The sequence below is a fragment of the Brenneria sp. L4-2C genome, assembly GCF_040240335.1.
Taxonomy (GTDB): Bacteria; Pseudomonadota; Gammaproteobacteria; order Enterobacterales; family Enterobacteriaceae; genus Brenneria.
In genome coordinates this window covers 275,991-299,498 of record NZ_JBEIAC010000001.1, presented here as the reverse complement: position 1 = coordinate 299,498, position 23,508 = coordinate 275,991, and the positions used below count along the sequence as shown (strand labels likewise).

Sequence of the window (23,508 nt, the reverse complement as noted above, 5' to 3'; positions counted from 1 at the left end):
ACAGAAAAAACACGAAGGGGTTATTCGGTGGTCGCCGGCTGACTCTCATCCGGGGAAGTGGCGCTGTCTGCACTTGTTTCGCCATCAGCGTGGCGGATATAAATGATTTTTTGCGAGTCGTTTTCACAATGACCCACCACCTGACCGCCAGCCTGATTGACCTGATCGTTAGGCACGATATCAAGCGTAAAACCCGATTCAGGCACGCCGTTGTTGATGATTTTCTGTGCGATATCCGCTTTTACGCTCTCGCAAGACGCTTGCGCGGCCAGCGGCGCAATGACCAACATCGCCGCGCCAAATACCATTGCTTTTTTCATTTTATCACCCTTTTAGCTGTATAAATTTCTGCCCATTGTTATACCGTGCGGGCAGATGAAAGTTACATTAAAAGCGTAGACTAAAAATCAGGGCGTAACCGGGCGACCTGTCCGACGATCAAGACAACGTGAGGTATTGGCTTCCCAATAGGCATTGACGTTATAGCTGGCGTTACACTTCTCTTCACCATCTATCGACTTTTCAGCCTTATCGAACTCTTTCTCGACGCGTGAGTTGACTTTATTGCGCAAGGTACGGGTTGAATTCCACTGTTCGCTGCTCTGCCGAGCGGCTTCCTTGGATAAGGTATTATCTGACTCAATAACGATATGACGGGTATCGGCTTGAGCGGGTTGCCAGGCGGCGGAAACCATTATCAGGGATAGTGGGATCAAGGCCCGAATCAAAGCGGTAAAGGAATATGGGTTCATGTTTCACCTTGAAAAATAGGATATACCCGACATCATTCTGGTTACGGATGCGCACCTGGAGAGCCATTGGGTATCAGTGCAAAAACCTTATTACTATGGCAAATTCTGCCGGTAAAGACAAAAGGAACCCTTCGCGGCAATCCCATGGCCGCATGAGAAAGGTTCGGGAAGAACAGCCTGTGCGATGGAGTGTATCACTCTTCTCATCAACGGCTCTATAACCGCTGATGCAAGCGGTGAGAAGGAAGGGGCGGCGCGAAAAACGGCCTCGCGCCATACCGGTTTCAATTTTCGCGATAAACATTCAGCCCGGCAAAAGACTGGCTGACCGGCATCATTTCCAACGAGTTGATGTTGACGTGACCTGGCAACGTCGCTACCCAGAATACGGATTCGGCGACATCCTCAGCCGTAAGCGGATGGGTATTGTCGTAGGTCTTATTCACCTTGTCTTCGTTGCCTTTAAAGCGTATGGCGGAAAATTCCGTTCCGCCGACCAGACCCGGTTCGATATTGGTGACCCGAACCTGAGTGCCGAACAAATCGGCCCGCAGACCAAGACTGAATTGCCGGACAAACGCTTTCGTCGCGCCATAGACATTGCCGCCGGCGTAAGGCCAGTTTCCGGCGGTGGAGCCGATGTTGATGATATGTCCGGTATTACGTTTGACCATCTCCGGCAACAGCGCGCGGGTCGTAAAAACCAGCCCTTTGTTATTGGTGTCGATCATCACATCCCAGTCGTTCACATTGGCTTTGTCCGCTGATTCCAGCCCTAAGGCCAAACCGGCATTATTCACCAGAACATCGATATCACGCCATTCGGCGGGAAGCGAGGTGAGGGCCTGATCGATAGACTTCTGTTCGCGCACGTCCAGTCGTAAGGTATGCAGCGATTCGCCCAATTCTTCTTTCAGCGCGTCCAGACGTTCCTGACGACGGCCGGTTGCGATAACTTTATGGCCCTCTTTGATGAATCTGCGCGTGATGGCTTCACCAAATCCAGCCGTTGCCCCGGTAACAAAAATAATCATGCTGTAGTTTCCTTTGCGTGCGTTTCAATCGTCAACTAAGTGAGTGAGGCGACAAATCAGCGTTGCCAAATGGAAGGCGGCTGCTTGTGCTTAATGTGAGTATAGATAAAGCCAGTATAGTTAAAGTCACGACCCCTATGGAAGGCAAAGAAGAAGGATAGCAATCCTGCTTGAATGCTAACCGCATATTCATTGACCTTCGATGAACCGCCGCCGCGAAGCGGCTGTTCTTTCATTATGAGAGATAGAGACGAGGACGTTTACGCATCTTTATTATCTGCTTCCACGGCATCGTAAAGCCGCTCAAGGATGTCAGGGAAAGCGGACTGGACACGGTTCCAGCTTGGAACAAAGGGTTTATCCCCAGGGCTCTCGGTATAAACCTGACCAGAAAGCGTAATCACATCAGAGAATAATTCGACGGCGGATTCTTCCGTATGCCGATCAAAATGCAGCCCATTCATCCGGGCGTCGTGTTCGAAAGCATCAATCATATCCAGCGCGGTTCGGTAGTAGGTCGCCCGCAGGACGCGGAATGAATCCGTCGTAATATTGACGCCTAAAATCGCCAGCTTGCGGTACAGCGCTTTGGTGATATCGCTCGCCATACGTTGCAGCCCCGCGCTGGGATCATTTTCCGACATCGGCTGATGCTTATGGTCATAGTTGTCGGCAATATCCACCTGACAGATACGGCTGGTTGCCGTACCCCGGTGAATTTCCGACAGAACGCCGATTTCCAGGCCCCAGTCGCTGGGAATACGCAGATTGTTCAAAATATGGGTCCGCATGGCGAACTCGCCGGACAACGGGTAACGATAACTGCGCATGTACTCCAGATAGTCTGAGTTGCCGTAAACCTTTTGCAAAGATTTCAGCAATGGGAAGACCAGCAGGCGACCGACGCGTCCGTTGAGTTTGCCGTCGGCGACGCGCGCGTAATAGCCTTTGCAGAAGTCATAATGGAAATGCGGATTCGCCACCGGGTAGAGCAGGCGGGCCAGCATGCCGCGATTGTAAGTGACAATGTCACAATCATGCAGCGCAACGCAGGTGGTACGACGCGACGCCAGCGTATAACCGACGCAAAACCATACGTTGCGGCCTTTGCCTGGCTCCGTCGGCGCCAGCGATTTATCCGCCAGTTCATCGCTTAATGCTTTCAGGCGGGGGCCGTCATTCCATAGGATGCGGTGACGCTGCGGCAGGCGCGAGAAAAACTGGCGCGCAAATTGAAACTGTTCTTTATCGGCGCGATCCAAACCGATGACGATCTCGCCGAGATAAGACACTTTGGACAACAGGTCGATAATATTATCCAGCGCCGGTCCTTCCAGCTCGGAAAAAAGGGACGGAAGGATAAGTCCCATGCTGTTTTGTCCGGAAAAGACCTGTAGCTCGTATTCAAGTTCTTCCACGCTGCGTTGGGTCAGATTGTGAAAGTTGGTAATTATTCCATCCTGATAAAACTCACTCATGATGCTCTCCCATACAATGTATGCCTGTCTCCGCCGCCTTCCCGCGACTTGAATTTAGGCTATATGTGCCTCATATCGTCGATGAAATTAATCACCAATAAAGTATGCAAGACCTTCACTCCAGCCTGTCGGCCCGGTGGCCCGCGTGCGATATAACCGGCCTGTAAAGTTTTCTGGCAAGGTAACAATTTGATTTACTTTACCTTTAATGATTACTGCATTATCTACTGCACATAACAAGGAAACATCATTCGGCCCGTCGCCCAGACCCATCGTCAGCACGGGATTATCATTTTTATCCGTGTACTGTTTTTTTATCCAGTTAACGGCATTTCCCTTACCGACCTTTTCGCCCATGACATGATAAAAGCGTCCGCCCTGGGTCAGGGATAACCCTGTCTGCGCCAATATCCGGCGAAAATGGGCCAGAGAATCGGTATCGCCCAGCCATTGAATGGGCTCAGAGGCTTCACGTCGGCGGGCCAGTTCGGCATCCTGCACCGATAAGCCCGTCAACCTGGCGACCTCTGCGGCATTCATATCGGCAAAGCCTCTGAAGCTGAAATCGTACTCGTCGCGTAATTGATTGAGCCGGGCGCAAATGAAAGCGTAGTCGGCGCCAAAAATCTTGCGTGGATAATTCGGATGCCAATGCCAGTCTGGCGGTAGTGCAATCAGCGCGCCATTTTCAGCAATGTAAGGTAGATGGCTGAGTCCAAGATCGCATTGTAATTGTTCGACCTCCGCCGTTGTTTTACTGGTGGTGATGATGACGGGGATCTTGTGCTGCGCCAATCGTTCCAGCCACGGACGCGCAGGTTCCCAACTGTAGGTATCGTGATCCAGCAGCGAACCGTCGAGGTCGCTGAAAATCATCAGATTGGAACTCAATTCTGACATTCGCGCTCCATAAGTTATTGGGGTAAACAGATAATAACGATGAGTGTACCGCGCTGCGTTGAGTCGTTATCTCAGACTGGTTCTCGCTATCAGTCTGATAATAAGATGAAAATTGGCTTAACCCTTACCTTTAACTGTATGCATAAATTATCTTTTAGGCAAATTTATGAGAAACGTAACGGCAGGGCGCCTTGAATACTGAAGCGCGACCAGCAAAAAGATGGCCTTGTAGTTTTGTGAGAATGGCTACTCATGAACTGAAAACATGGCCGCAATCTGTTTGGCTGAAACGGGTTTTGAGAAAAAGTAACCCTGCGCTTCGTCACAGCCAAACGTTTTGAGCATCAACGCCGTTTCCTCATCTTCAACCCCTTCGGCAAGAACCAGGTAATCCAACTCCTTAAGCATCACGATGATATTACGTACGATAATTCGGCTACCGGTATCTGTCGTGATAAGGCTGATAAGGGAACGGTCGAGTTTAACGATATCAAGGGGGATACGGCGAAGGTAATTGATGTTGCTATATCCGGCGCCGAAATCGTCCAACAATATCTTAAAGCCTCTCAGTTTGAGAACGTCGAGTTCATTCAGCGCGATATCGCTTTCCAGTACTTTTTCGGTTTCCAGACATTCGATACGCAAATCCGCTGTGGTAAGGCCGGATGCGAGGATTTGTTCCTCCAGTCGGTCGGCAAAGCCGGCTTTGGATAAATCGCGAACGGTCACATTAACTGAAATGGGAATACCGATGCCGGCTTTTCTCCATTCTTTGAGTTGCGAAAGCGCGGTGGTAATCACCCAATGGGTAATCGCAGATATCAGACTGGTTTTTTCCGCCAGGGCGACGACCGTTGTGGGCGGAATATTGCCTTTGGACGGATGTTGCCAACGTAACAATGCCTCCACGCCTTCGATATGACCGTCTGACAGCGACACTTTAGGCTGGTAAACCAGATAAAGCTGACCTTCAGTTTTTATTGCTTCGCTCAGGTCGTACAAAAGCCTGAATTCATCATTTCTTCTTTTATCTAACTCTATATCAAATTTTTGTACAGGAATGTCCCGTTTTATCGCTTCATGCAGTGCGCTGATCGCCTGACGAAAAATCTCCGCGGGTGAGGCGGCGGTAGGTTTAAACGACACATAGCCGGCATGCGTATTAAGCGTAATGTCGATATCGGTGGTGATTTTGCTCTGCGTTGGCGGCAACGCGCCCGCTTTTTGGATGAGATTTTCCGCATTACGCGATTTTAACAGCACCGCATACCGACCCGGCGCAAAGGTATATAACACCGTTTCTTTTTTCAGGTTAAGTCGAAGGCGTAATAATGAACTGAAGTCCTTGAGCATTTTCTCAACGGCGAAAAGCCCTAAATATCTAGAAAGTTCATAGGCTTGAGGCATGTCGATGCAGTCGAAAATTATCAGGCTATAAGAGTCATTGACGTTTTTTTCCGCTAGTTTTTCAATATCGCGCAGGAGTTGGCGTCTATTGGGCAAATTGGTCAAGGCGTCAATAAACCCAATAGAGTTTCTGGCCTCAAGGTAAACACCGGCCAGGTTGGCGATGTGCAGAAAGTTGTCAATGCGGTCTTGAGAGGGCATAAAGGGATGTTTATCGATAACGCAGAGCGAACCAAGCACAAATCCATCCCGAGTCTTCAATGGCGCCGCGGCATAAAATCCGATGGCGCCTTCTTTAACCAGCCGGTGATTGCTAAACTGCGTATCAGCGCGCGTGTCTGGACATATCACCGGGCTATCGGTATCGACGGCATGTTGATACATCGTTTCGGTTATCGGCATGCTTTCAAGCGGGAAGGGCGCATTAATCGCGAATTTTACGTGTTGATACTGACCGTCAAAAACGGTGACGAAAGCGCCTGATACGCTCATGACTTTGCGGGCCAGCTCTGCGAAATCACCCAATGCCTGATCTTTTGTTTTGTCTTCTATTCTAAGCTGCTCAAGAGTAGCCAGTTTTTTTTCTTCGTTTTTGTTAAGACCAGTGAACATATTGGTTTTTACCCGCGTAGATATCTTTCCCAAATTGCCCGGCAAAGAGGATGAGTCCGCTATACGATTCTATGCATTATAGCATTATAGCATCATGGCGATGGCTTGAATGGAGGGTGAAAATGACCGGGCAGGCGGAAATGTAAAGATTTTGTTTTCGTCGGCTCTGCAAACATTTTATGAACCGATGCTATGCAGCCTGTATATTCCTCACCTTATCCAAAACAACCTTTTTTTGTAATATTCACGAGTTAAGTCTTTGTGTTTTTTTATCATGTAAATGATAGGCAGGAGGTACATGATTCCCGCAGTCGCGCTCAGATAGATACGAAGTTGCACAGCCAGCAAAAATGCGCCTATAGCAATAAGACTAAAAACAACCCATGAAAAGAATTCAGTTTTCCCAGTGTTTTGAAAAACTTGCGCGCCACAGCCACATTCAGAAGCATTATCTTTTACAAGACTGCTTTTGCAAAAGGGACAAACACCTGTTTTCTTCATCAGTTTTTTTACTTTCATACTAAGCCTAATGTATTAATCAAAAACAACAAAAATACCAATAAAAATGGCACCATTACTATTGCCCAATAAAATTGGCATATCCTGTAAACATAAAAGGGAGTATGGCTTTTGCCGGTTTTTTGATGGTACTTGTGCAAAACAGCGACAACTAAAGGGGCAATGCAAATAATCGATAAATAAAAAGCGCCGATATAAATTGGAGTATCAAAGTCCATAGCTATGAATCAATCCCTGTAGGCATTGCATGCCAGATAATGAGGTCGGACGTGAAAGTAAATTAATGGTACTGAGCGTGATGAAATGCGTCAATCAAATTTTGTACTGGAGGTGATGATATCCGCATGATATTAGAAAAAATCAGGCAGGGTGAATCTTCCCGGAAAGAGTACTACGATGTCACATACTCACAGGGCATACGAGCCTGTAGGTTTATGTGGTGTGTCGATGCTGATGCATGCCAAGCCATAAGGTGTATTAGCTCAGACTCAATCTGACAGTTTCCGCAGATAGAATGCAATCAAACCTGACAATCCGCTATGAGCGAACCCTAGCGAAGCGTAAAATTTTGCATTAAAGGCTGCTATGTTATCCGTTGTGAGAGTGGCACCTGCCAGACTGAGCTAATACACCTAAGGGGATGTCAAAAATCACTCCAACAATGATTTACAGGGAGTAGCGGTGAAATATGACGCCGCCGATCGGCTGCCATAGTTAATTTAACATAATATACATTATGCGAACCCAGGTAATCCTGGGCGGGAACTGGTATTCCGGTGCTGTCATTGGTCGTGTCGATGCGCTGAATCAAACACGACTTCCTCAGTGCCGTCATCGCGATGCCGGATAATTTGGTAATCCAAATCCGGGTTCTGGCTCTCAGCCTCATAAGCGGCCCGCAACACGGGATCTTTTAATAACTCTTCTTTCAGTTCGTGATGTGTCGTGAACGTCTTCATAAACTCGCCTCGCAGGAATGCTGCCGCGCCGAATTCCGGACAGCAACAAAAACATGTTTTGTCACTGACCGGCGTTATCGTTTGAAGTAAATGGTTAGTCGGTTTTTATCTGGTCTTTAAAAACTTCGTGGTCACCACCAATACGCAAACGGCTTGTTGCTGACCGGAAATGCGATCCCGTCAGGATCACGGCCATGACGGACTTCGGTCAATCGTCGTTTCACTTCACGACGTTCTGGTCGGGTCATCATCAGATTGCGATACCAGGACGGCGATTTATCAAACCATCTTGCGCAACTGGCAAAACGACGGCCAACGCGACGATAAGACTTCATGCGACCATTGGGAAGACGGTCGCGCGCCCTGCTCTTTACAGACATAAATAATCCTCTAAGTAAATGAATTACCTAGAAGATGTCGTATTGTTCATACCCCGTATTTTTTAATGACATAAATGACGATCCTCTATCAGAAACCAGCCCTTAATATTGTGCGCTTTTTCTGAACGCGTCGTGGCTTGTTTTTATCCTATTGCTATGTATTGCTCCGGTCAAATTTCAGTAGCAGCATTAGTTACTGACTTGAGCACTTTACGATGCCGTAATGCAATGGCCTAAGCTGTCGTTTTATGCAAAGACTTCTCTTGTGGATGCGGATCATTTTTCAAAAAGAACATGGCAAAAAACATAAAGGCTAAAACAACAGCGCCTAAGATATAAAATGAGAACTGATAACCATATCTGTCATAGATAACGCCAATAAACGACGACAAGCTTATCACTCCAACGGAACCTGCTATTTGAAATCCTATCAGGAACACACTCGCAGAAAGACGACGGTCGAAGTTCATAGCGATATATTTAAACGCTGAAACAAGGATTATAGATATCTCAAACGCGTGAAATAACTTCATGCATGAAATAAGGACGATCGACGTAAAATACCCGGAAAGTATGATCCGCAGTGCGGAAAAAAACGCAGCCAGTACCAGTGAGTATTTTGCTCCTAATCGATTGACCAGAAATGGCGCTGCGCACATCATGCCTGCTTCCAGAAAAACCTGAAGGGATCCAAGGTAACCGTAAAGCCTGTAACCGGTATTGATATCTTCGAACTGATGAGTATAAAAAACCGGAAATAATTGTTGATCATACACATTGTATAGACTGTAAGTGCCAAAAATATAGATAACGAAAATCCAGAAACGACGCTGTCTAAATATAGAAAATTGTTCTTTTAATGTTAGTTTTTCCACCTCTTTTTCATATTTCAAAGATGTATCCGCTTTATAAACCAAATTGATACAAATCAATGCAAAGCCAGCTGCTGATATACACCAGAAATTGATGTGTGGATCGATCGCAATAAATCTTCCTGCGATAAATGCCACAATAGCGGCAGATAGGCTTCCTCCCATACGCGCCATGCCGAACTCGAATTTGTAAATACGGCTTAGGCGATCAACATAGGAATCGATTAATCCCATGCCAGAAAAGAAAGCGATGCTCAGATATATCGCACCCAATAACGTGCCAAGATAAAAATGGCTCTTCAACAAGGGTTCATAGACATATATAAAAAAGGGGCCGCAGCCCAATATCACAACGCTTTGCACCCAAAGTAATAGTTTTTTAACTTCGTATAACTACCAGACTGAAAGAGAATGTATTCATGCAGGCGTTGCCGAGTCGAAAGAATTCGCCAACGCCCATTATTGCTACGACTTTAATATGTTGTCTGGAACAATTGCGTCGGGATTATTCGCCCCAGACCTCGTTGGCGACTTCCACGATCAGGCGGATCTTGGCCCATTGTTCCTCTTCCGTCAGAGTATTGCCTTCTTCGTTCGATGCAAAGCCGCATTGAGGACTCAGACAAAGGTGCTTAAGCGGAACGAATTTCGATGCCTCGCTGATGCGCGCCTTGAGTTGCTCTTTGTCTTCCAGTAGCGGCGATTTTGAGGTTACCAGGCCCAAGACGACGGTTTTGCCCTCGCCCACTTTTTCTAACGGCTGGAAGCCGCCGGCGCGATCGGTGTCGTACTCCAGATAGAACGCGTCGACATTTTCCTTGTTGAGCACGTAAGGCGCGACCGGCTCGTAGCCGCCGGAAGTCCACCAGTCCGACGAGTAATTGCCGCGGCAAATGTGGGTGTTGATCACCATATCCGCCGGCTTGTCGGCGAGAACCTGGTTGTTGATATCCAGATAAAGCTGGGCGACGGTATCAAAATCGATATCCAGCCCTTTCATTTCATTGAATTTCTTCGGGTCGACCAGGAATCCCCATGTGCAGTCGTCAAACTGTAAATGACGGCAGCCGGCGGCGTAAAAGGCACGAACCACATCGCGGTAGGCCTGGATGATGTCTTTCTGCAAATCGGCCAGGTCCGGGTATTGTTGCAGCGTTTCCTGTAAGTTGTCCGGACGGAAGAACTCCCAGTAACACTGCGATGGAGAGGGAATGGTCTGGCGAGCGATAACATCATCACCGGCAACGGACTTCAGAAATTTGAAGTGCTCGATAAAGGGATGGCTGGTAAAGCGAATCTTGCCGACAATCCGCGATGTATCGAATTTGGTGGTGACTTCATTGAATTTCACGCGATAGTCCGACGACTTGCGCTCGATGCCGTCGAATCCCCAGAAAAAATCCGAGTGCCACATGCTGCGGCGAAATTCGCCGTCGGTAACGGCTTTCAGGCCGACAGCTTTCTGCTTGGCGACCAGATCGATGATCGCCTCGTCTTCCACCTGGCGAAGCTGATCCTCAGAAATTTTACCGGCCTGAAAGTCGGCGCGTGCCTGTTTGAGCGCCGCGGGACGAAGAAAACTGCCGACGACATCGGCTCGAAAAGCGATATTTTGCATAGCTGAATAGTATTCCGAATATTATTTTATCAATTAAACCAAACCCGCAATGGGCATAACGCAGCCATTGCCGGCGAGAGAATCATGGCGCCTGACAGTCCGCACCCGAGCGTCAGACAAAACCACTGGGTCAGTTTGCCTTAATTTACGGCGGCTTAGAAGTCTTGCATGATTTTCCTGAGCCTGACGCGGTTTTCCTTTACAATGAAATCTCCAGCCATCAATCAGGTCGATTCCTATGCCAAGACTGACTCAGAAAGACATGACGGAACAAGAACAACGTCAACTTAAAACCTTGCTCGACCAGGAAAGAAAAAAACATGGCCGTCCGCTGACCAATTCGGAAAGCAATCATATTAAAGATGATTACATTGATAATCTGATGAAAGAACGGGAAGCCGCCGCTAAACGGGTTCGCGCCGAGAAGAAGAAAAACAAATTCAAGCCGGATATTTCCGCTACATACAGTTGGTCGGCCAACACCAGTTGCCGGGGACGCCGCTAGCCTATAGACGCCGCTAGCCTATAGCGGAAAGAGGCTTTAGCAAATCGGTGGCACTCAGGCGGCAACCAAGGTTACCGCCTGAGTAAACCACGAATCAGATGGTTTTTAATCCGGTCAGTTCGTCGCTCGTCATCGACGGCGCAAACTCGATGATGTCATAGCTGGCAACCGCATTGAACGGATCTTCGGCTAGCACCGACTCAAGCGCCGAACGTTCCATCGTTTTAGCGAAAATCACGCCGCCCGTACGCGGCACTTTTCTGCCGGAGGCGACAAACACGCCTTGCGCATAATATTTCTTCAACCAGGCAATATGGTTTTCCAGGTGTGCTTCCACCGTTTCAATCGGCTGATTATAAGTAAGACTGATTATGAACATCGTTTATCCTTTTCTATAAAAATCCTATTCATACTAACGCGTTACGGCGGCAGTCGGAACCCGCCAAGTTCTCTTTTCGCTTATGCGACGAGTCTGATTATCGATAGCGATAGCCGCGCGGCACGGCTGGAGAATCATTGATCTGGCGATGAAAAAAACGCTGATTCATCATCTATGCCTTAAATATTTATCAGTTTTGCCCCTTCTTTAAGCATTTGATTCGCCATCATTAGCACTAAAGTATAGCCTGTCGCAGATTACGTACTATTTTCTGCCCTGGGTATCTACTACAAAAGGTCTCTTTTGCGTGACAAAATTATTTTTACGTAGCGGGAGTTTGGATGATTTTCTGGCTCTGGGCGAAAATGGACAGCCAGTTTATGCCTCCGCACTTCAATTACGGGAAACATTACGTCTCAGAAAACAGCAACAGATTGCAGATTGTCTGGCTATTCCCCAACCTAACGAGCGTGGCGACCGTATTGACTGGTATGCGCCTATCGCCGGCAAGGTCACGTCCTGGATCGCCGCCAGCGAAGAAGAACGTGCCGCCGCGCTGAAATTACTGGAAACCTATCAGTCCGCCGTCGCCGACATCAGTCAACGGGCGCAAGAAGCGGAAAAACCCGGCCAAAAACTTTTCGGCGTGCTGTTGGCGAAAGCCATTCAGTTCCCCGGCGCGAATCATGTTTATCTGGTTGACGGCAAACCGGTTTTAACCTTCTGGGGATTCGTCAATCTGGATAAAAAATCCCGCGCCGATGCGCTTGATTGCTTACGTGAGGTCGAAAAAGCGGTGGAGCCGATCGCATCCCCGCTCTCCGCTTATGAAGAACCGCTGACCGAACAGGCAACAGAACCTGAACCGGCGGACAAGCCGGAACAGCGCCCTGCCCGCGAATCTGTTACTACCGCGCGACGCAATCCATGGTTGCGTTTCTGGTGGGTTCTTCCTGCCGTGGCTCTGCTGGCCGTGCTTTCTCAACAAATCCGCGGATGGATTGCCGGTCGGGAGGATACCCCGAAGCCGCCAGCGTTGGCCGCGACTATCAAACCTGAAAAACGCGCGTTGCCGGCTTCGCCCGCCGAGCCGACACCGGCACCACAGACGGTGAACGAGGTCGCGCCTGTCGCACAGCCTGAAGCAGAGCCGCCTAAGCCCGATGTAGAAAGCAAAAATTCTGATGCGCCGGCTGCCGCCGTTGCGCAGCCTGAACCTGTCGCCGAGCCGGCCGAGACGGTTCCCGCGGCGAGTGATGAGCCCAAAGCGGCTGAAGCCGCGCCCGTGGAGCCGGCCGTGATTCAGGAAACGCCGGTTACGGCGCGTAAAGGCGAGTTGGTCATGCCGGCGGATGCGGTAAGAATGGGATCGGTCAACTTCCTTAACGGAAGCTGGCGGGTATCGATAGATGCGAAAACGCCGGTTACCGGTCGACCGCCGAGCCTGATATATCAGATCAGAAATGGCAAGGGAACGGCAAGAATTACGCACGGCGACGGCGTAACCTGCCGGACGGATATTGAAGCCGGACTGATGAGCTCCGGCAATCTGGTTATCAATAGCCGATACAGAGCGCGGTGCAGCGATAATACGCGGTATCAGATGCCTGCTATCGTGTGTAAACAGGGTACGGCGGACATCGCTGAGTGTACCGGTCGCTATAACGCTGATGCGGTCTTCCCCATGACGATAAAGCGCGAGAGTAAACGATAATGCTGGCGACGATCACCGATTACAAACAGAGAATTACGCTTATTCAGGACAGCGGCATTCAATTTCTGGATTTTGCCTTGAAACCGGAATTATCTACCGACTCTCCTAATAAGTATGTGCGCAAAAGCGCCAATGGACCGCTGTTGCGTTTGGTCTATAACCCCCAGACGGATAAATATTTGCTTCCGTCGCCGACGGGCGCGGCGCCTGAAGTGGTCAGGCCGGAACTGAGCATTCCGCTGGAGCAGTCGCTGAAGTTGCTGGAAAAAATCTGGTTGCCGCTGCCCTTTTTCCGATTTAACCCGCCGCGAACCTTTATGGGAGGGCCGGATAACTGGGCGCGGATGCAGCTATTGGCGCTGGACGCCCCGGATCAGGACGGCAATACCCATCGGATCTGTTTGGCCTTCGACACCAAGGTTTATCCCGAGGGACACGCGTACGAATCATTGGCGCCGAACGCCAATGACATCAAAACCGGCGGCAGCTTTGCGCTGGCCTATCACAGTGATGAGTTGGGCGAATTTCTTGATCAGACCTGGGTGGATGGCTGGCTGAGAGAGGTCTTTACCCAGCAGGCGGCGGAACGGGAAAGTCGCACTATCGGGGAGATCAAAGCCGCCATCCGCGGGTTTGAGTATCAGGCGCATTATATGAACCTGCTGGATATGCTGGGCAATCAGCTATCAATCCCCGAAATCCGCATCAATACCGGCACGCTTCAGGAGTCGGCCGTCAGCGTTGACCTGATTCTGGATGTCGGCAACTCGCATACCTGCGGCATTTTAGTTGAAGATCATGCGGATGAAAGCAATGGTTTGAAACAGACATACGAACTGCAACTGCGTGATCTGAGTCAGCCGCATTATCTGTATAACGAGCTGTTTGAAAGCCGGGTTGAATTTGCACAGGCCAGATTCGGCAAGCAAAATTTCTCCGTGGAAAGCGGCCGCGATGATGCGTTTATCTGGCCGTCGATGACGCGCGTAGGCCGCGAAGCCAGCCGAATGGCGTTGCTGCGTGAAGGTTCTGAAGGTTCCACCGGCATTTCCAGCCCGCGCCGCTATCTGTGGGATGAAGAGAGCTACGCGCCGGGGTGGCGTTTCAGTCAATCGTCGGAAACGACTGCGATGAACGAGCCGCTGGCGACGGCGATGCCGCTGACTATTTTGCTGAATGATGAAGGCCAGCCGCTGTACGATCAGCCGCTTGAAGAGCGCTTGCCGGTTTTCTCGCCGCACTATAGCCGCAGTTCGGTCATGACATTTATGTTGTCTGAACTGTTGCTCCAGGCGCTGATGCAAATGAACAGCGCCGCCCAGCGACTGAAGATGATTCACTCCGCGGCGCCTCGTCAGCTTCGCAATATTATCCTTACCCTGCCCTCGGCAATGCCGAAGCCGGAGCGTGAAATATTTCGCCGTCGGATGAATGAGGCCATCGGTCTGGTATGGAAATCAATGGGCTGGCATCCGTTAGATGACGATTTCACCACGCCGGAGGATAAGCTGCGCAGCCGGGTGCCGGTGCCGGAGGTGCAAATCGAGTGGGACGAGGCCACCTGCGGACAAATGGTCTATCTGTATAACGAAGCGCAGGTCAATTTTGGCGGTCGCGCCGAAGACTTTTTCGCCAGCATGGCGCGTCCGGATAAAGAGCTGTCGGAGGATGAGCCCGCCGGAAAAACCTTACGCATCGCGTCGATTGATATCGGCGGCGGCACGACGGACCTGGCGATCACCCAATACCTGCTGGATGACGGCATCGGCAATAATGTCAAAATCATTCCACGTCTGTTGTTCCGCGAAGGGTTTAAGGTCGCGGGCGACGATATTCTGCTGGATGTCATCCAGCTGTATGTTTTACCGGCATTGCAGGCCGAGTTGAAAACGGCCGGTCTGGCTAATCCCGATGAGTTGATGACCAAGCTGTTCGGCAACGAAGGACGCATCGACGGACAGCTGACGTTACGTCAGCAAGTCACGTTGCAGGTTTTCATCCCTATCGGCCGCGCGATTCTGGAAGCCTACGAAGGATTCGACCCGCTGGATATCAGCGCCGAAATAGAATCAACCTTTGGCGAATTGCTGGCGCAGCATCCGACGGCAAAAGTGCTGGAGTACATCAACACCGAGGTTCAGCGCGAACTGCCGGTGGATAACACGTCGTTTGATATTCTCCAGGTGCCGCTTATCCTCAAGTTGAGCAAACTGCATGCGGAGTTTTTATCCAACCGGATGAATATCACCCAAAATCTGCGTTTGATGTCTGAGGTCGTTTCGCTCTACTCCTGCGATGTACTGTTGTTAACCGGACGCCCTTCCCGTTTCCCTGGGATCCAGGCGCTGTTCCGCCATTTACAACCGTTGCCGATTAACCGCATGCTGTCGCTGGATGGGTATCACACCAATGACTGGTATCCGTTTAATAAACGGGGCCGTATCGATAATCCGAAATCCACCGCGGCGGTGGGCGCCATGCTCTGCCTGCTGGCGCTCGACCTGCGTCTGCCGGGCTTCTATTTCAAAGTCGGCGACTTCCAGCCCTATTCGACTATTCGTTATCTCGGCATGATGGACGGCAATAACGCGCTGGCCGCCGATAACGTCTACTACAGCGATATCGATCTGGATGATCCGGCCTTCGCGCTTGACCCGGACGCCAGCTTCCAGATTCGTGGATCGCTCTGTCTGGGATTCCGCCAGTTGGATAACGAACGCTGGCCGGCGTCGCCTTTATATACCTTGTCGATTATCGATCAGGAGCTGGCAAGAAAAGTGGTCGGCGACAGTATCCTGCGCGTCAGGCTGTCGGTGACCGGGGGCGATGACCAGAACAGCCCGGAACGCTTTGAGATTGCCGATGCGGTTCTGGATGACGGTAGCCGCGTGCCGCCCCAACATTTGCGCCTCAAATTGAACACATTAGCCGACAACGGTTCAGGAGCAACCCATTATTGGATCGATAGTGGGAGTGTATTTAGAAAATGAAACCATTAACGCCCAAACAACTGTCAAGCCGACTCAATAGCCAGCTACAGGCCGTAGCCCAAGGCGTTGAGCGGGCGATCGATTGGATCGAAACTACCCGACAAAATGCGCCGCGGCTGGATATTGAAGCCGATCGGCTAATCGTTAAACTGCGCCGTAACCGCGACAAGGCAAAGCACTTGTCGGATGTGGCGCTGAAAGATATCGCCATTGGTTTTTTCGGCCTGTCGCAAGCCGGGAAATCTTATCTGATCTCTTCATTGGCCGCCGGAGAGAATGGCAAGCTGGAGACGTTTTTTGAAGGACAACAGCTTGATTTTCTTACCCACATCAATCCAACCAACCGGTCTGCCGCGCTGGTCACCCGCTTTAGCCGTCAGACGGGCGTAAAAAACAAAACCTTTCCCGTTCAACTGCTGCTGCTCAGCGAGGTCGATATTGGCAAGATTATCGCCAATGCTTTTCTGCACGATGTTAATCAGGATGAAGCGTTTGAAGAATTAGACGAGCAATTCATCGACGAACATCTGAGAACCTTGTTGATGCACCGTCAGCCGGAACCGGTCGAGGGCATGAACGCGGATGAGGTTGTCGCGTTGTGGGACTATCTGGCTCGTCATGACGCCAAACGACAAAAGCAACTGGAAACGCGCTTCTGGCCGCTGGCGATAGAACTGGCGCCCTATCTGAGCGTTGACGATCGCGCCCAGCTGTTCTCGGTGCTTTGGGGAAGCGACAATGCGCTGACGGCGGCCTATCGCCACTTTTCCCATACATTGCAACACCTTTCCGGCGTCCATAAGGTACTGGTCCCGCTGCGGATATTGGCCGATGAAGCGCTGCGTCCGGTTGACGGCATCATTCACGGCACGGCATTGGCGCGACTGAATTCGTCTAACGATCCCGGCGTGTTAGTTCGTCCCATCTTGAATGGCCGGGCGGGAAAGGCGGTCGAACTGTCGCAGGCCGAGTTGGCCATGCTGACCGCTGAATTGCTGATCCCGTTGCATGCTCCCCCGCGCGAGCCCTTGTTTGAGCAGGTCGATATTCTGGATTTCCCGGGTTTCGGCGATACGCCGGAAATGGCCGACGAGCCTCAAACGGCAGAACAAGGCAGCCCCGATGCGCATCCGCTGGCGTCCACGTTGCTGCGCGCCAAACGGGCCTATTTGCTTGAACGCTATACCGATAATCATGAAATGAATCTGCTGATGGTATGCACCGCCGCGGGCAGACGTTCCGATGTCAAAGTCGTGGGCAAGGCGCTGGATCACTGGGTGAAACAGACTCAGGGCGAAAACGCCCAGATTCGGAGTCGTCGTAAACCGGGCCTCATCTGGGCGGTGACCAAGTTTGATCGCCGCATTACTCATGGACAGAACCATGACGCGGCCGTGCAGCGTTATGTCGGCAATCCCGGCGATGCCTGGGGTACCATGCTGGCGATGGATAAACGGGGCGTCAGCCGTATGGCGGCCTGGCTGGGCGCGGAAGTTCACCGCGAGGTGAAGCTCGGCCGCATCAGCGAGCAACTCGGCGAAATACAACGCGAACTGGGCGATAATCTGTTGGGGAATTGGTATCAGCCGCCGGGCGCCGACGATCCGGCCAGGAAACAGCAGATAGCCGAAACGTTGCTTAAATCATTGCAAACCCGCACCGGCGTACACGGCGAGTTGCTGGAACGGCTGTTGCCCTCGCGCGATGAGCTGCGTCGGCTTTATCTGCTACAGCAGGCTCAACCCTACGGCAATCCTCATCAGAATGTGGAAGAGCTCAGCGCGCCTTTAACCGGCGGCGATCCTTTTAGCGTCGGGATCGAAATCGATCTGTTTGCCGATGAACCCGTCGAGGTCGATCAACCCGTATCTGCGATTCATGAAATTGATCATGGTTACGAAGCCGAATATGCGCACAACGTTTATCGCTATTGGATAAATCATTTACGCGGTTTGCCGGAAAACGGTCCGCTGGTCGAACTGTTGGGCGTGACGAAGGCGACGATTGAAATGCTGGTGGAAGAATTGATCACAGCCAGCATTCGCATGAATATCGAAGACGCGCTGATCGGGATGCTGGTGGATTCGGATCAACTGGGCATTCACCGCGAAAATAAGGCGGATCGGCAGGTGTCACGCGTGCTGACGGTGCTGGGCGATTTTGTCGCCTGGCTGGGGTTCCAGCAAATGGATGAATCACTGCGCCCCGCCAGCCGGATTAATCGCGGTCATAAAATCTTCGCCAAGCCGGAAAAACAGGCGCTGAACTGGGGCGCGTCACAGCGCCTGACCAAGCTTTCGCTAACGCCGACCAACAATACGGCTTTTTATATCTATGACTGGCTGGTCGGCCTGAATGAAATGATTATACAAAACACCGGGTATTCCGCCGGACGTGAAGTCAGTGCGGAACAGCATCAACAATTGGGCGAGATATTAACGCTGATCAAACCCGTCGAGAAGTAACCCTGCCTGCCCCCGGCGTTTCCGGGGGCAATCCGTTGTTCGTTGGCCGATGATGCTAATTTGCCGCGTTTATCCCCATGGTCGCCTCCCTGAGTTGACGCCTTTCCCGGCTCAACTATTATTTCATACCAAGATGATTATTCCGGTAGCGCGATATTGCGCCGTGGGACAATCAACCGGTTCAATCGTAATCGATTTAATAACAACAGAGGCAAAAGACAATGAAACTGAAGGCACTTATCCTGACAGGCGTGTTCTTTTCCTGTTCCACATTCGCCGCCGGCACTACGGTAACCTTGAACGAAGCGCTGCCGGACGGCAACGGCAAGGCATTGGGAGAGGTCTCGATAACGGAAACCCCTTATGGCCTACTCTTCACGCCGAAGCTAACCGGGCTGACGCCGGGCATCCATGGTTTCCATGTTCATGAAAAATCGAGTTGCGCCGCCGGGGAGCAGGACGGCAAATCCGTGCCTGCGTTGGCGGCTGGCGGACACCTCGATCCGGAAAAAACCGGCAAGCATCTGGGACCATATACCGACCAGGGTCATTTGGGGGATTTACCCGGACTGGTGGTTAACGCCGATGGCTCCGCCTCCTATCCGGTGCTGGCGCCGCGGATAAAATCGCTGTCCGAGGTGAAAAACCACGCGCTGATGATCCATGCCGGCGGCGATAACTACGCCGACAGCCCGGAAAAACTCGGCGGCGGCGGCGCACGTCTGGCCTGCGGCGTGATTGAGTAACCCGTTATCGCATCTCGCGTTATGATGGGCGGATGTCGTGGCGGTATGGCAACGACATCCGCTCCGGCATTGGCCGAATAGCGCGTTCACATAAGGCATTCAGCGCTGCCGGCATGCGCGTCTGATTAAATCGGTAAGGAATGATTGTGCAGGTTTTTTTTCTGGATACGATGCCAACCCCTATCGGGGAATTAATGCTGGTTGCCGATGAAAATAATTGCCTGCGGGCGGTTGAATGGCGTGAATATGAAGAAAAATTATATCGTTCGCTGAATCGATGTTATAAGAATGATCCCTTCTCGTTACTGCCTGAGAATAATCCCGGTGGATTAACCGATAAGCTGCAACGTTATTTCGCCGGCGATTTAAATGTCATTAATACCATCCCCGTTGTCTCGGTCGGCACGGAATTTCAGCAACAGGTCTGGCGCGCGTTACGGCAAATCCCTTGCGGGGAAACAATAAGTTATGGCGAACTGGCTGCGCGACTGGGGCGACCGACGGCTTCCCGCGCCGTGGGGATGGCGAATGGCGCCAATCCGATCGGCGTTGTGGTTCCCTGTCATCGCGTTATCGGCGCGCAGGGGGCATTAACCGGCTATGCCGGCGGCGTTCATCGTAAACAGTGGTTGCTCACGCATGAAGGCTATTTCCCGCAACAGAATATATTCGCGCTATAAATGATATCGTTACGCCAAAAATCCGCGCGCGAAAATGTATTTTTATCAGGCATAAAGTTAAATTACACCTTAGTTCGCGCCTTATTGAGCCATTGGAAAGGTTATCGGACTTATCACCGGCGATAAAAGCTGTTAAAATTGACCAATATCAATTATCGCCTGAGCAAAGTCTATGATCCCGGAAAAGCGAATTATCCGCCGCATCCAGTCTGGCGGTTGTGCGATCCACTGTCAGGATTGCAGCATCAGTCAACTATGCATTCCATTTACTTTGAATGAACACGAGCTCGATCAGCTCGATAATATCATTGAAAGGAAAAAGCCTATCCAGAAAGGACAAGCGCTCTTCAAAGCCGGCGATGAGTTAAAATCTCTCTATGCTATCCGTTCGGGCACCATCAAGAGCTATACCATCACCGAACAGGGCGATGAGCAGATCACCGGTTTTCATCTGGCGGGCGACCTGGTCGGCTTTGATGCCATCGGCAACGCGCAGCATCCCAGCTTTGCCCAGGCGCTGGAAACCTCAATGGTCTGCGAAATTCCCTTTGAGACGCTGGACGATCTTTCCGGGAAAATGCCTAACCTGCGCCAGCAAATGATGCGCTTGATGAGCGGCGAGATCCGCGGCGACCAGGATATGATCCTGCTGCTGTCGAAGAAGAATGCCGAAGAACGTTTGGCGGCTTTTATTTATAACCTGTCTCGTCGGTTCGCCGAACGCGGTTTCTCTCCGCGCGAGTTTCGCCTGACCATGACGCGTGGCGATATCGGTAATTATCTGGGACTGACGGTAGAAACCATCAGCCGTTTACTGGGCCGTTTTCAGAAAAGTGAGATCCTTGCCGTAAAAGGTAAATACATCACCATTGAAAATCTTAGCGCGCTTTCCGAACTCGCCGGCTCTTCGCCTAACAGAGCCTGACCTGCCGCCGGAGCGGTGAATCGCTTATTACATCGTTCCGGCCTTTCACCGCTGTTTTTCAAAACGATATTGTTCAAAACGATGTCCTTGGGGTACTCTTGATTTACAGACTGTGGACTAACAGCTGTTTGGAGGACCTATGGCAAAGTATCAGAACTTGCTTGTAGCTATTGACCCGAATCAGGATGACCAACCGGCGCTTCGGCGGGCGGTTTATTTGGTTCAGCGACTTGGCGGGCGCATCAAGGCATTCCTGCCGATTTATGATTTCTCTTATGAAATGACCACCCTTCTGTCCCCTGACGAACGGACGGAAATGCGTCAGGGCGTGGTTTTACAGCGCACCGAGTGGATTAGGGAACAATGCAAATATTATCTTGATGCCGGCGTTCCGATAGAAATCAAAGTGGTCTGGCACAATAAGCCATTTGAAGCCATTATTCAGGAGGTGATTGCCGGGCAACATGACCTGTTGCTGAAAATGGCGCATCAGCACGATCGGCTGGAAGCCGTTATTTTCACCCCTACCGACTGGCAGCTATTGCGTAAATGTCCATGTCCCGTCTGGATGGTGAAGGATCAGCCCTGGCCGGAAGAAAGCCGGGCGTTGGTCGCCGTTAACCTCTCCAGCGAAGATCCCTATCACGATCCTCTGAACATTAAGCTGGTATCAGAAACGCTGGAGCTGGCGAAACAGGTTAATCAGACGGAGGTTCACCTTGTCGGCGCCTACCCGGTCACGCCGATCAATATCGCCATTGAACTGCCCGATTTCGACCCTAGCGTTTACAACGATGCCATCCGCGGTCAACACCTGATTGCGATGAAGGCGTTGCGTCAGAAATTCAATTTGGATGAACGGGTAACACATGTGGAGAAAGGATTGCCTGAAGAGGTGATCCCTGATTTGGCGGAGCACCTGCAAGCCGGCGTCGTGGTCCTGGGATCGCTGGGCCGAACCGGACTCTCCGCGGCATTTATCGGTAATACCGTCGAGCACGTTATTGACCATCTGAAATGCGATTTGCTGGCGATCAAACCTGATGATTTCGTCAGCCCGATCACGCAGGAAGGGGAAAACGACGAGGATAAAAATTAGTATGGCGTTCTGAATGCCTGGAATAAAGAAAGGGGCGATGATGATCGCCCCTTTTAGTCTGCCTAGCGCAAAGAATTACAGCGCTTTCAGAATCGCCTCCACGCTGTCTTTGGCGTCGCCAAACAGCATCTGCGTGTTTTCCTTGAAGAATAACGGATTCTGCACGCCGGCATAGCCAGTGTTCATCGAGCGCTTAAACACGATAACATTCTGCGCCTTCCACACTTCAAGCACCGGCATTCCGGCAATCGGGCTGTGCGGATCTTCCTGAGCAGCCGGGTTCACGGTGTCATTGGCGCCGATGACCAATACGGTATCGGTATCGGCGAAATCGTCATTGATTTCGTCCATTTCCAATACGATGTCATAAGGCACTTTCGCTTCGGCCAACAAAACGTTCATATGGCCCGGCAAACGACCGGCAACCGGGTGAATGCCAAAGCGAACCTTGATCCCGCGAGCGCGCAGTTTGGCGGTAATATCGTGTACCGGATACTGCGCCTGCGCGACCGCCATGCCGTATCCGGGCGTGATGATCACCGAACTTGAGTTTTTGAGTAATTCAGCGACTTCTTCCGCTGAAGCCTCGCGGTATTCGCCCATCTCTTCGCTTTCACCGGTGGACGAACCGTCGGTACCAAAACCGCCGGCAATCACGCTGATGAAGGAGCGGTTCATCGCCTTACACATGATGTAAGACAGAATGGCCCCGGAGGAACCCACCAAAGCACCGGTTACGATCAGCAGGTCGTTGCTTAACATGAAGCCCGCCGCCGCCGCCGCCCAACCGGAATAGGAGTTCAGCATGGAAACGACAACCGGCATATCGGCGCCGCCGATGGAAGCCACCAAATGCCAGCCGAATACCAGCGCAATCGCCGTCATAAACAGTAACGCGACGGACTGCAACGCCACACTGTCGGAATTAACAAACACCAGCAGCAGCAGGAAAGAGACCACCAGCGCCGCCAGGTTCATTTTGTGGCGATGAGGCAGCGTCAGCGGTTTGGACGAAATGATGCCGCGCAACTTGCCGAAAGCGACAACCGAACCGGTAAAGGTTACCGCACCGATAAAGATCCCCAGAAAGACTTCCGTCAAATGGATATTCACCAGTACCGGGTCGGTGATCTCGCCGTGGTCGAGAAAGCTGTTAAACCCGACCAGTACGGCGGCCAGACCCACGAAGCTGTGAAGAATGGCGACCAGCTCCGGCATTTCGGTCATTTCAACTTTGCGCGCCAGATAAACGCCGATTGCGCCGCCGATCACCATGGCGACGATAATCCAGGCGACGTTGCCGGTATCCGGCCCCAGGATAGTGGCGATTAATGCAATCGCCATCCCGACCACGCCGAAAATATTCCCCTGACGGGAAGTTTCGTGTTTGGACAAACCGGCCAGGCTAAAGATAAATAAAATCGCGGCAACAATGTATGCAGCTGTAACTAATCCACCAGACATGTGTTACCCC

General features: G+C 51.2%; 20 protein-coding genes and 1 pseudogene. 8 read left to right on the top strand and 13 right to left on the bottom strand.

All coding sequences use genetic code 11. The annotated features are described in order from the left end of the window. Positions 1–20: 20 nt before the first annotated feature. From ABRZ26_RS01370 to ABRZ26_RS01320, 11 genes and pseudogenes are all read right to left on the bottom strand, one after another. Positions 21–320 (bottom strand): DUF1161 domain-containing protein, encoded by a 300-nt coding sequence (locus ABRZ26_RS01370; protein WP_319602464.1) that lies wholly within the window; start codon positions 318–320, stop codon positions 21–23. 87 nt (positions 321–407) lie between these two features. Further along, entirely contained in the window at positions 408–752 is a 345-nt protein-coding gene (locus ABRZ26_RS01365; RefSeq protein ID WP_319602463.1) for a DUF1283 family protein, read from the bottom strand. Positions 753–1,036: 284 nt separating this feature from the next. Beyond that, positions 1,037–1,786 carry a bifunctional NADP-dependent 3-hydroxy acid dehydrogenase/3-hydroxypropionate dehydrogenase YdfG gene (gene ydfG / locus ABRZ26_RS01360; RefSeq protein WP_319602462.1) on the bottom strand — a complete coding sequence of 250 codons (750 nt, stop codon included), beginning with the start codon at positions 1,784–1,786 and terminating at the stop codon, positions 1,037–1,039. Between the two features lie 260 nt (positions 1,787–2,046). Further along, positions 2,047–3,264 carry a glycosyltransferase family protein gene (locus ABRZ26_RS01355; RefSeq protein WP_319602461.1) on the bottom strand — a complete coding sequence of 406 codons (1,218 nt, stop codon included), beginning with the start codon at positions 3,262–3,264 and terminating at the stop codon, positions 2,047–2,049. Between the two features lie 87 nt (positions 3,265–3,351). Next, a complete protein-coding gene (locus ABRZ26_RS01350) occupies positions 3,352–4,164 on the bottom strand; it encodes a mannosyl-3-phosphoglycerate phosphatase-related protein (protein WP_319602460.1) in 813 nt (270 codons plus the stop codon). Positions 4,165–4,410: 246 nt separating this feature from the next. After that, complete coding sequence (locus ABRZ26_RS01345; protein ID WP_319602459.1) at positions 4,411–6,183, bottom strand: EAL domain-containing protein; 1,773 nt, start codon at positions 6,181–6,183, stop codon at positions 4,411–4,413. Positions 6,184–6,393: 210 nt separating this feature from the next. Continuing rightward, positions 6,394–6,702, bottom strand: coding sequence for a hypothetical protein (locus ABRZ26_RS01340; protein ID WP_319602458.1), 309 nt, complete (start codon positions 6,700–6,702; stop codon positions 6,394–6,396). A 782-nt stretch (positions 6,703–7,484) separates the two neighbouring features. Continuing rightward, positions 7,485–7,661, bottom strand: a complete 177-nt coding sequence (locus ABRZ26_RS01335) for a hypothetical protein (RefSeq protein WP_319602457.1) — start codon at positions 7,659–7,661, stop codon at positions 7,485–7,487. A gap of 131 nt (positions 7,662–7,792) precedes the next feature. Further along, a complete protein-coding gene (locus tag ABRZ26_RS01330; protein WP_319602456.1) occupies positions 7,793–8,041 on the bottom strand; it encodes a hypothetical protein in 249 nt (82 codons plus the stop codon). Between the two features lie 233 nt (positions 8,042–8,274). Beyond that, positions 8,275–9,285: pseudogene (locus ABRZ26_RS01325) on the bottom strand (oligosaccharide MFS transporter); the annotation flags it as partial. Between the two features lie 133 nt (positions 9,286–9,418). Continuing rightward, positions 9,419–10,531, bottom strand: coding sequence for a 5-methyltetrahydropteroyltriglutamate--homocysteine S-methyltransferase (locus ABRZ26_RS01320; protein ID WP_319602455.1), 1,113 nt, complete (start codon positions 10,529–10,531; stop codon positions 9,419–9,421). A 238-nt stretch (positions 10,532–10,769) separates the two neighbouring features. Here ABRZ26_RS01320 and ABRZ26_RS01315 point away from each other — a divergent pair, with 238 nt between their 5' ends. Further along, positions 10,770–11,036 (top strand): YjbD family protein, encoded by a 267-nt coding sequence (locus ABRZ26_RS01315; protein ID WP_319602454.1) that lies wholly within the window; start codon positions 10,770–10,772, stop codon positions 11,034–11,036. Between the two features lie 94 nt (positions 11,037–11,130). Here the strand turns inward: ABRZ26_RS01315 and ABRZ26_RS01310 are convergent, their stop codons facing one another. Further along, positions 11,131–11,415 (bottom strand): YciI family protein, encoded by a 285-nt coding sequence (locus tag ABRZ26_RS01310; protein WP_319602453.1) that lies wholly within the window; start codon positions 11,413–11,415, stop codon positions 11,131–11,133. A gap of 307 nt (positions 11,416–11,722) precedes the next feature. On the opposite strand from ABRZ26_RS01310, the gene ABRZ26_RS01305 reads away from it, so the two are divergent. From ABRZ26_RS01305 to uspE, 7 genes are all read left to right on the top strand, one after another. Next, positions 11,723–13,129 (top strand): SrfA family protein, encoded by a 1,407-nt coding sequence (locus ABRZ26_RS01305; RefSeq protein WP_319602452.1) that lies wholly within the window; start codon positions 11,723–11,725, stop codon positions 13,127–13,129. Next, entirely contained in the window at positions 13,129–16,119 is a 2,991-nt protein-coding gene (locus ABRZ26_RS01300) for a virulence factor SrfB (protein ID WP_319602451.1), read from the top strand. Before ABRZ26_RS01305 ends, ABRZ26_RS01300 begins: the two co-directional genes overlap by 1 nt. Continuing rightward, entirely contained in the window at positions 16,116–18,584 is a 2,469-nt protein-coding gene (locus ABRZ26_RS01295) for a putative virulence factor (RefSeq protein ID WP_319602450.1), read from the top strand. Before ABRZ26_RS01300 ends, ABRZ26_RS01295 begins: the two co-directional genes overlap by 4 nt. 221 nt (positions 18,585–18,805) lie before the next feature. After that, the gene (gene sodC / locus ABRZ26_RS01290) at positions 18,806–19,330 is read left to right on the top strand and encodes a superoxide dismutase [Cu-Zn] SodC (protein ID WP_319602449.1); all 525 of its coding nucleotides are present in this window, start codon (positions 18,806–18,808) and stop codon (positions 19,328–19,330) included. Positions 19,331–19,476: 146 nt separating this feature from the next. Beyond that, entirely contained in the window at positions 19,477–20,010 is a 534-nt protein-coding gene (ogt, locus tag ABRZ26_RS01285) for a methylated-DNA--[protein]-cysteine S-methyltransferase (protein WP_319602448.1), read from the top strand. Positions 20,011–20,182: 172 nt separating this feature from the next. Next, entirely contained in the window at positions 20,183–20,935 is a 753-nt protein-coding gene (gene fnr, locus ABRZ26_RS01280; protein WP_239782550.1) for a fumarate/nitrate reduction transcriptional regulator Fnr, read from the top strand. Positions 20,936–21,074: 139 nt separating this feature from the next. Further along, the gene (gene uspE / locus ABRZ26_RS01275; RefSeq protein WP_319602447.1) at positions 21,075–22,034 is read left to right on the top strand and encodes a universal stress protein UspE; all 960 of its coding nucleotides are present in this window, start codon (positions 21,075–21,077) and stop codon (positions 22,032–22,034) included. A 75-nt stretch (positions 22,035–22,109) separates the two neighbouring features. Here the strand turns inward: uspE and pntB are convergent, their stop codons facing one another. After that, positions 22,110–23,498, bottom strand: coding sequence for a Re/Si-specific NAD(P)(+) transhydrogenase subunit beta (pntB, locus tag ABRZ26_RS01270; RefSeq protein ID WP_319602446.1), 1,389 nt, complete (start codon positions 23,496–23,498; stop codon positions 22,110–22,112). Positions 23,499–23,508 lie beyond the last annotated feature (10 nt).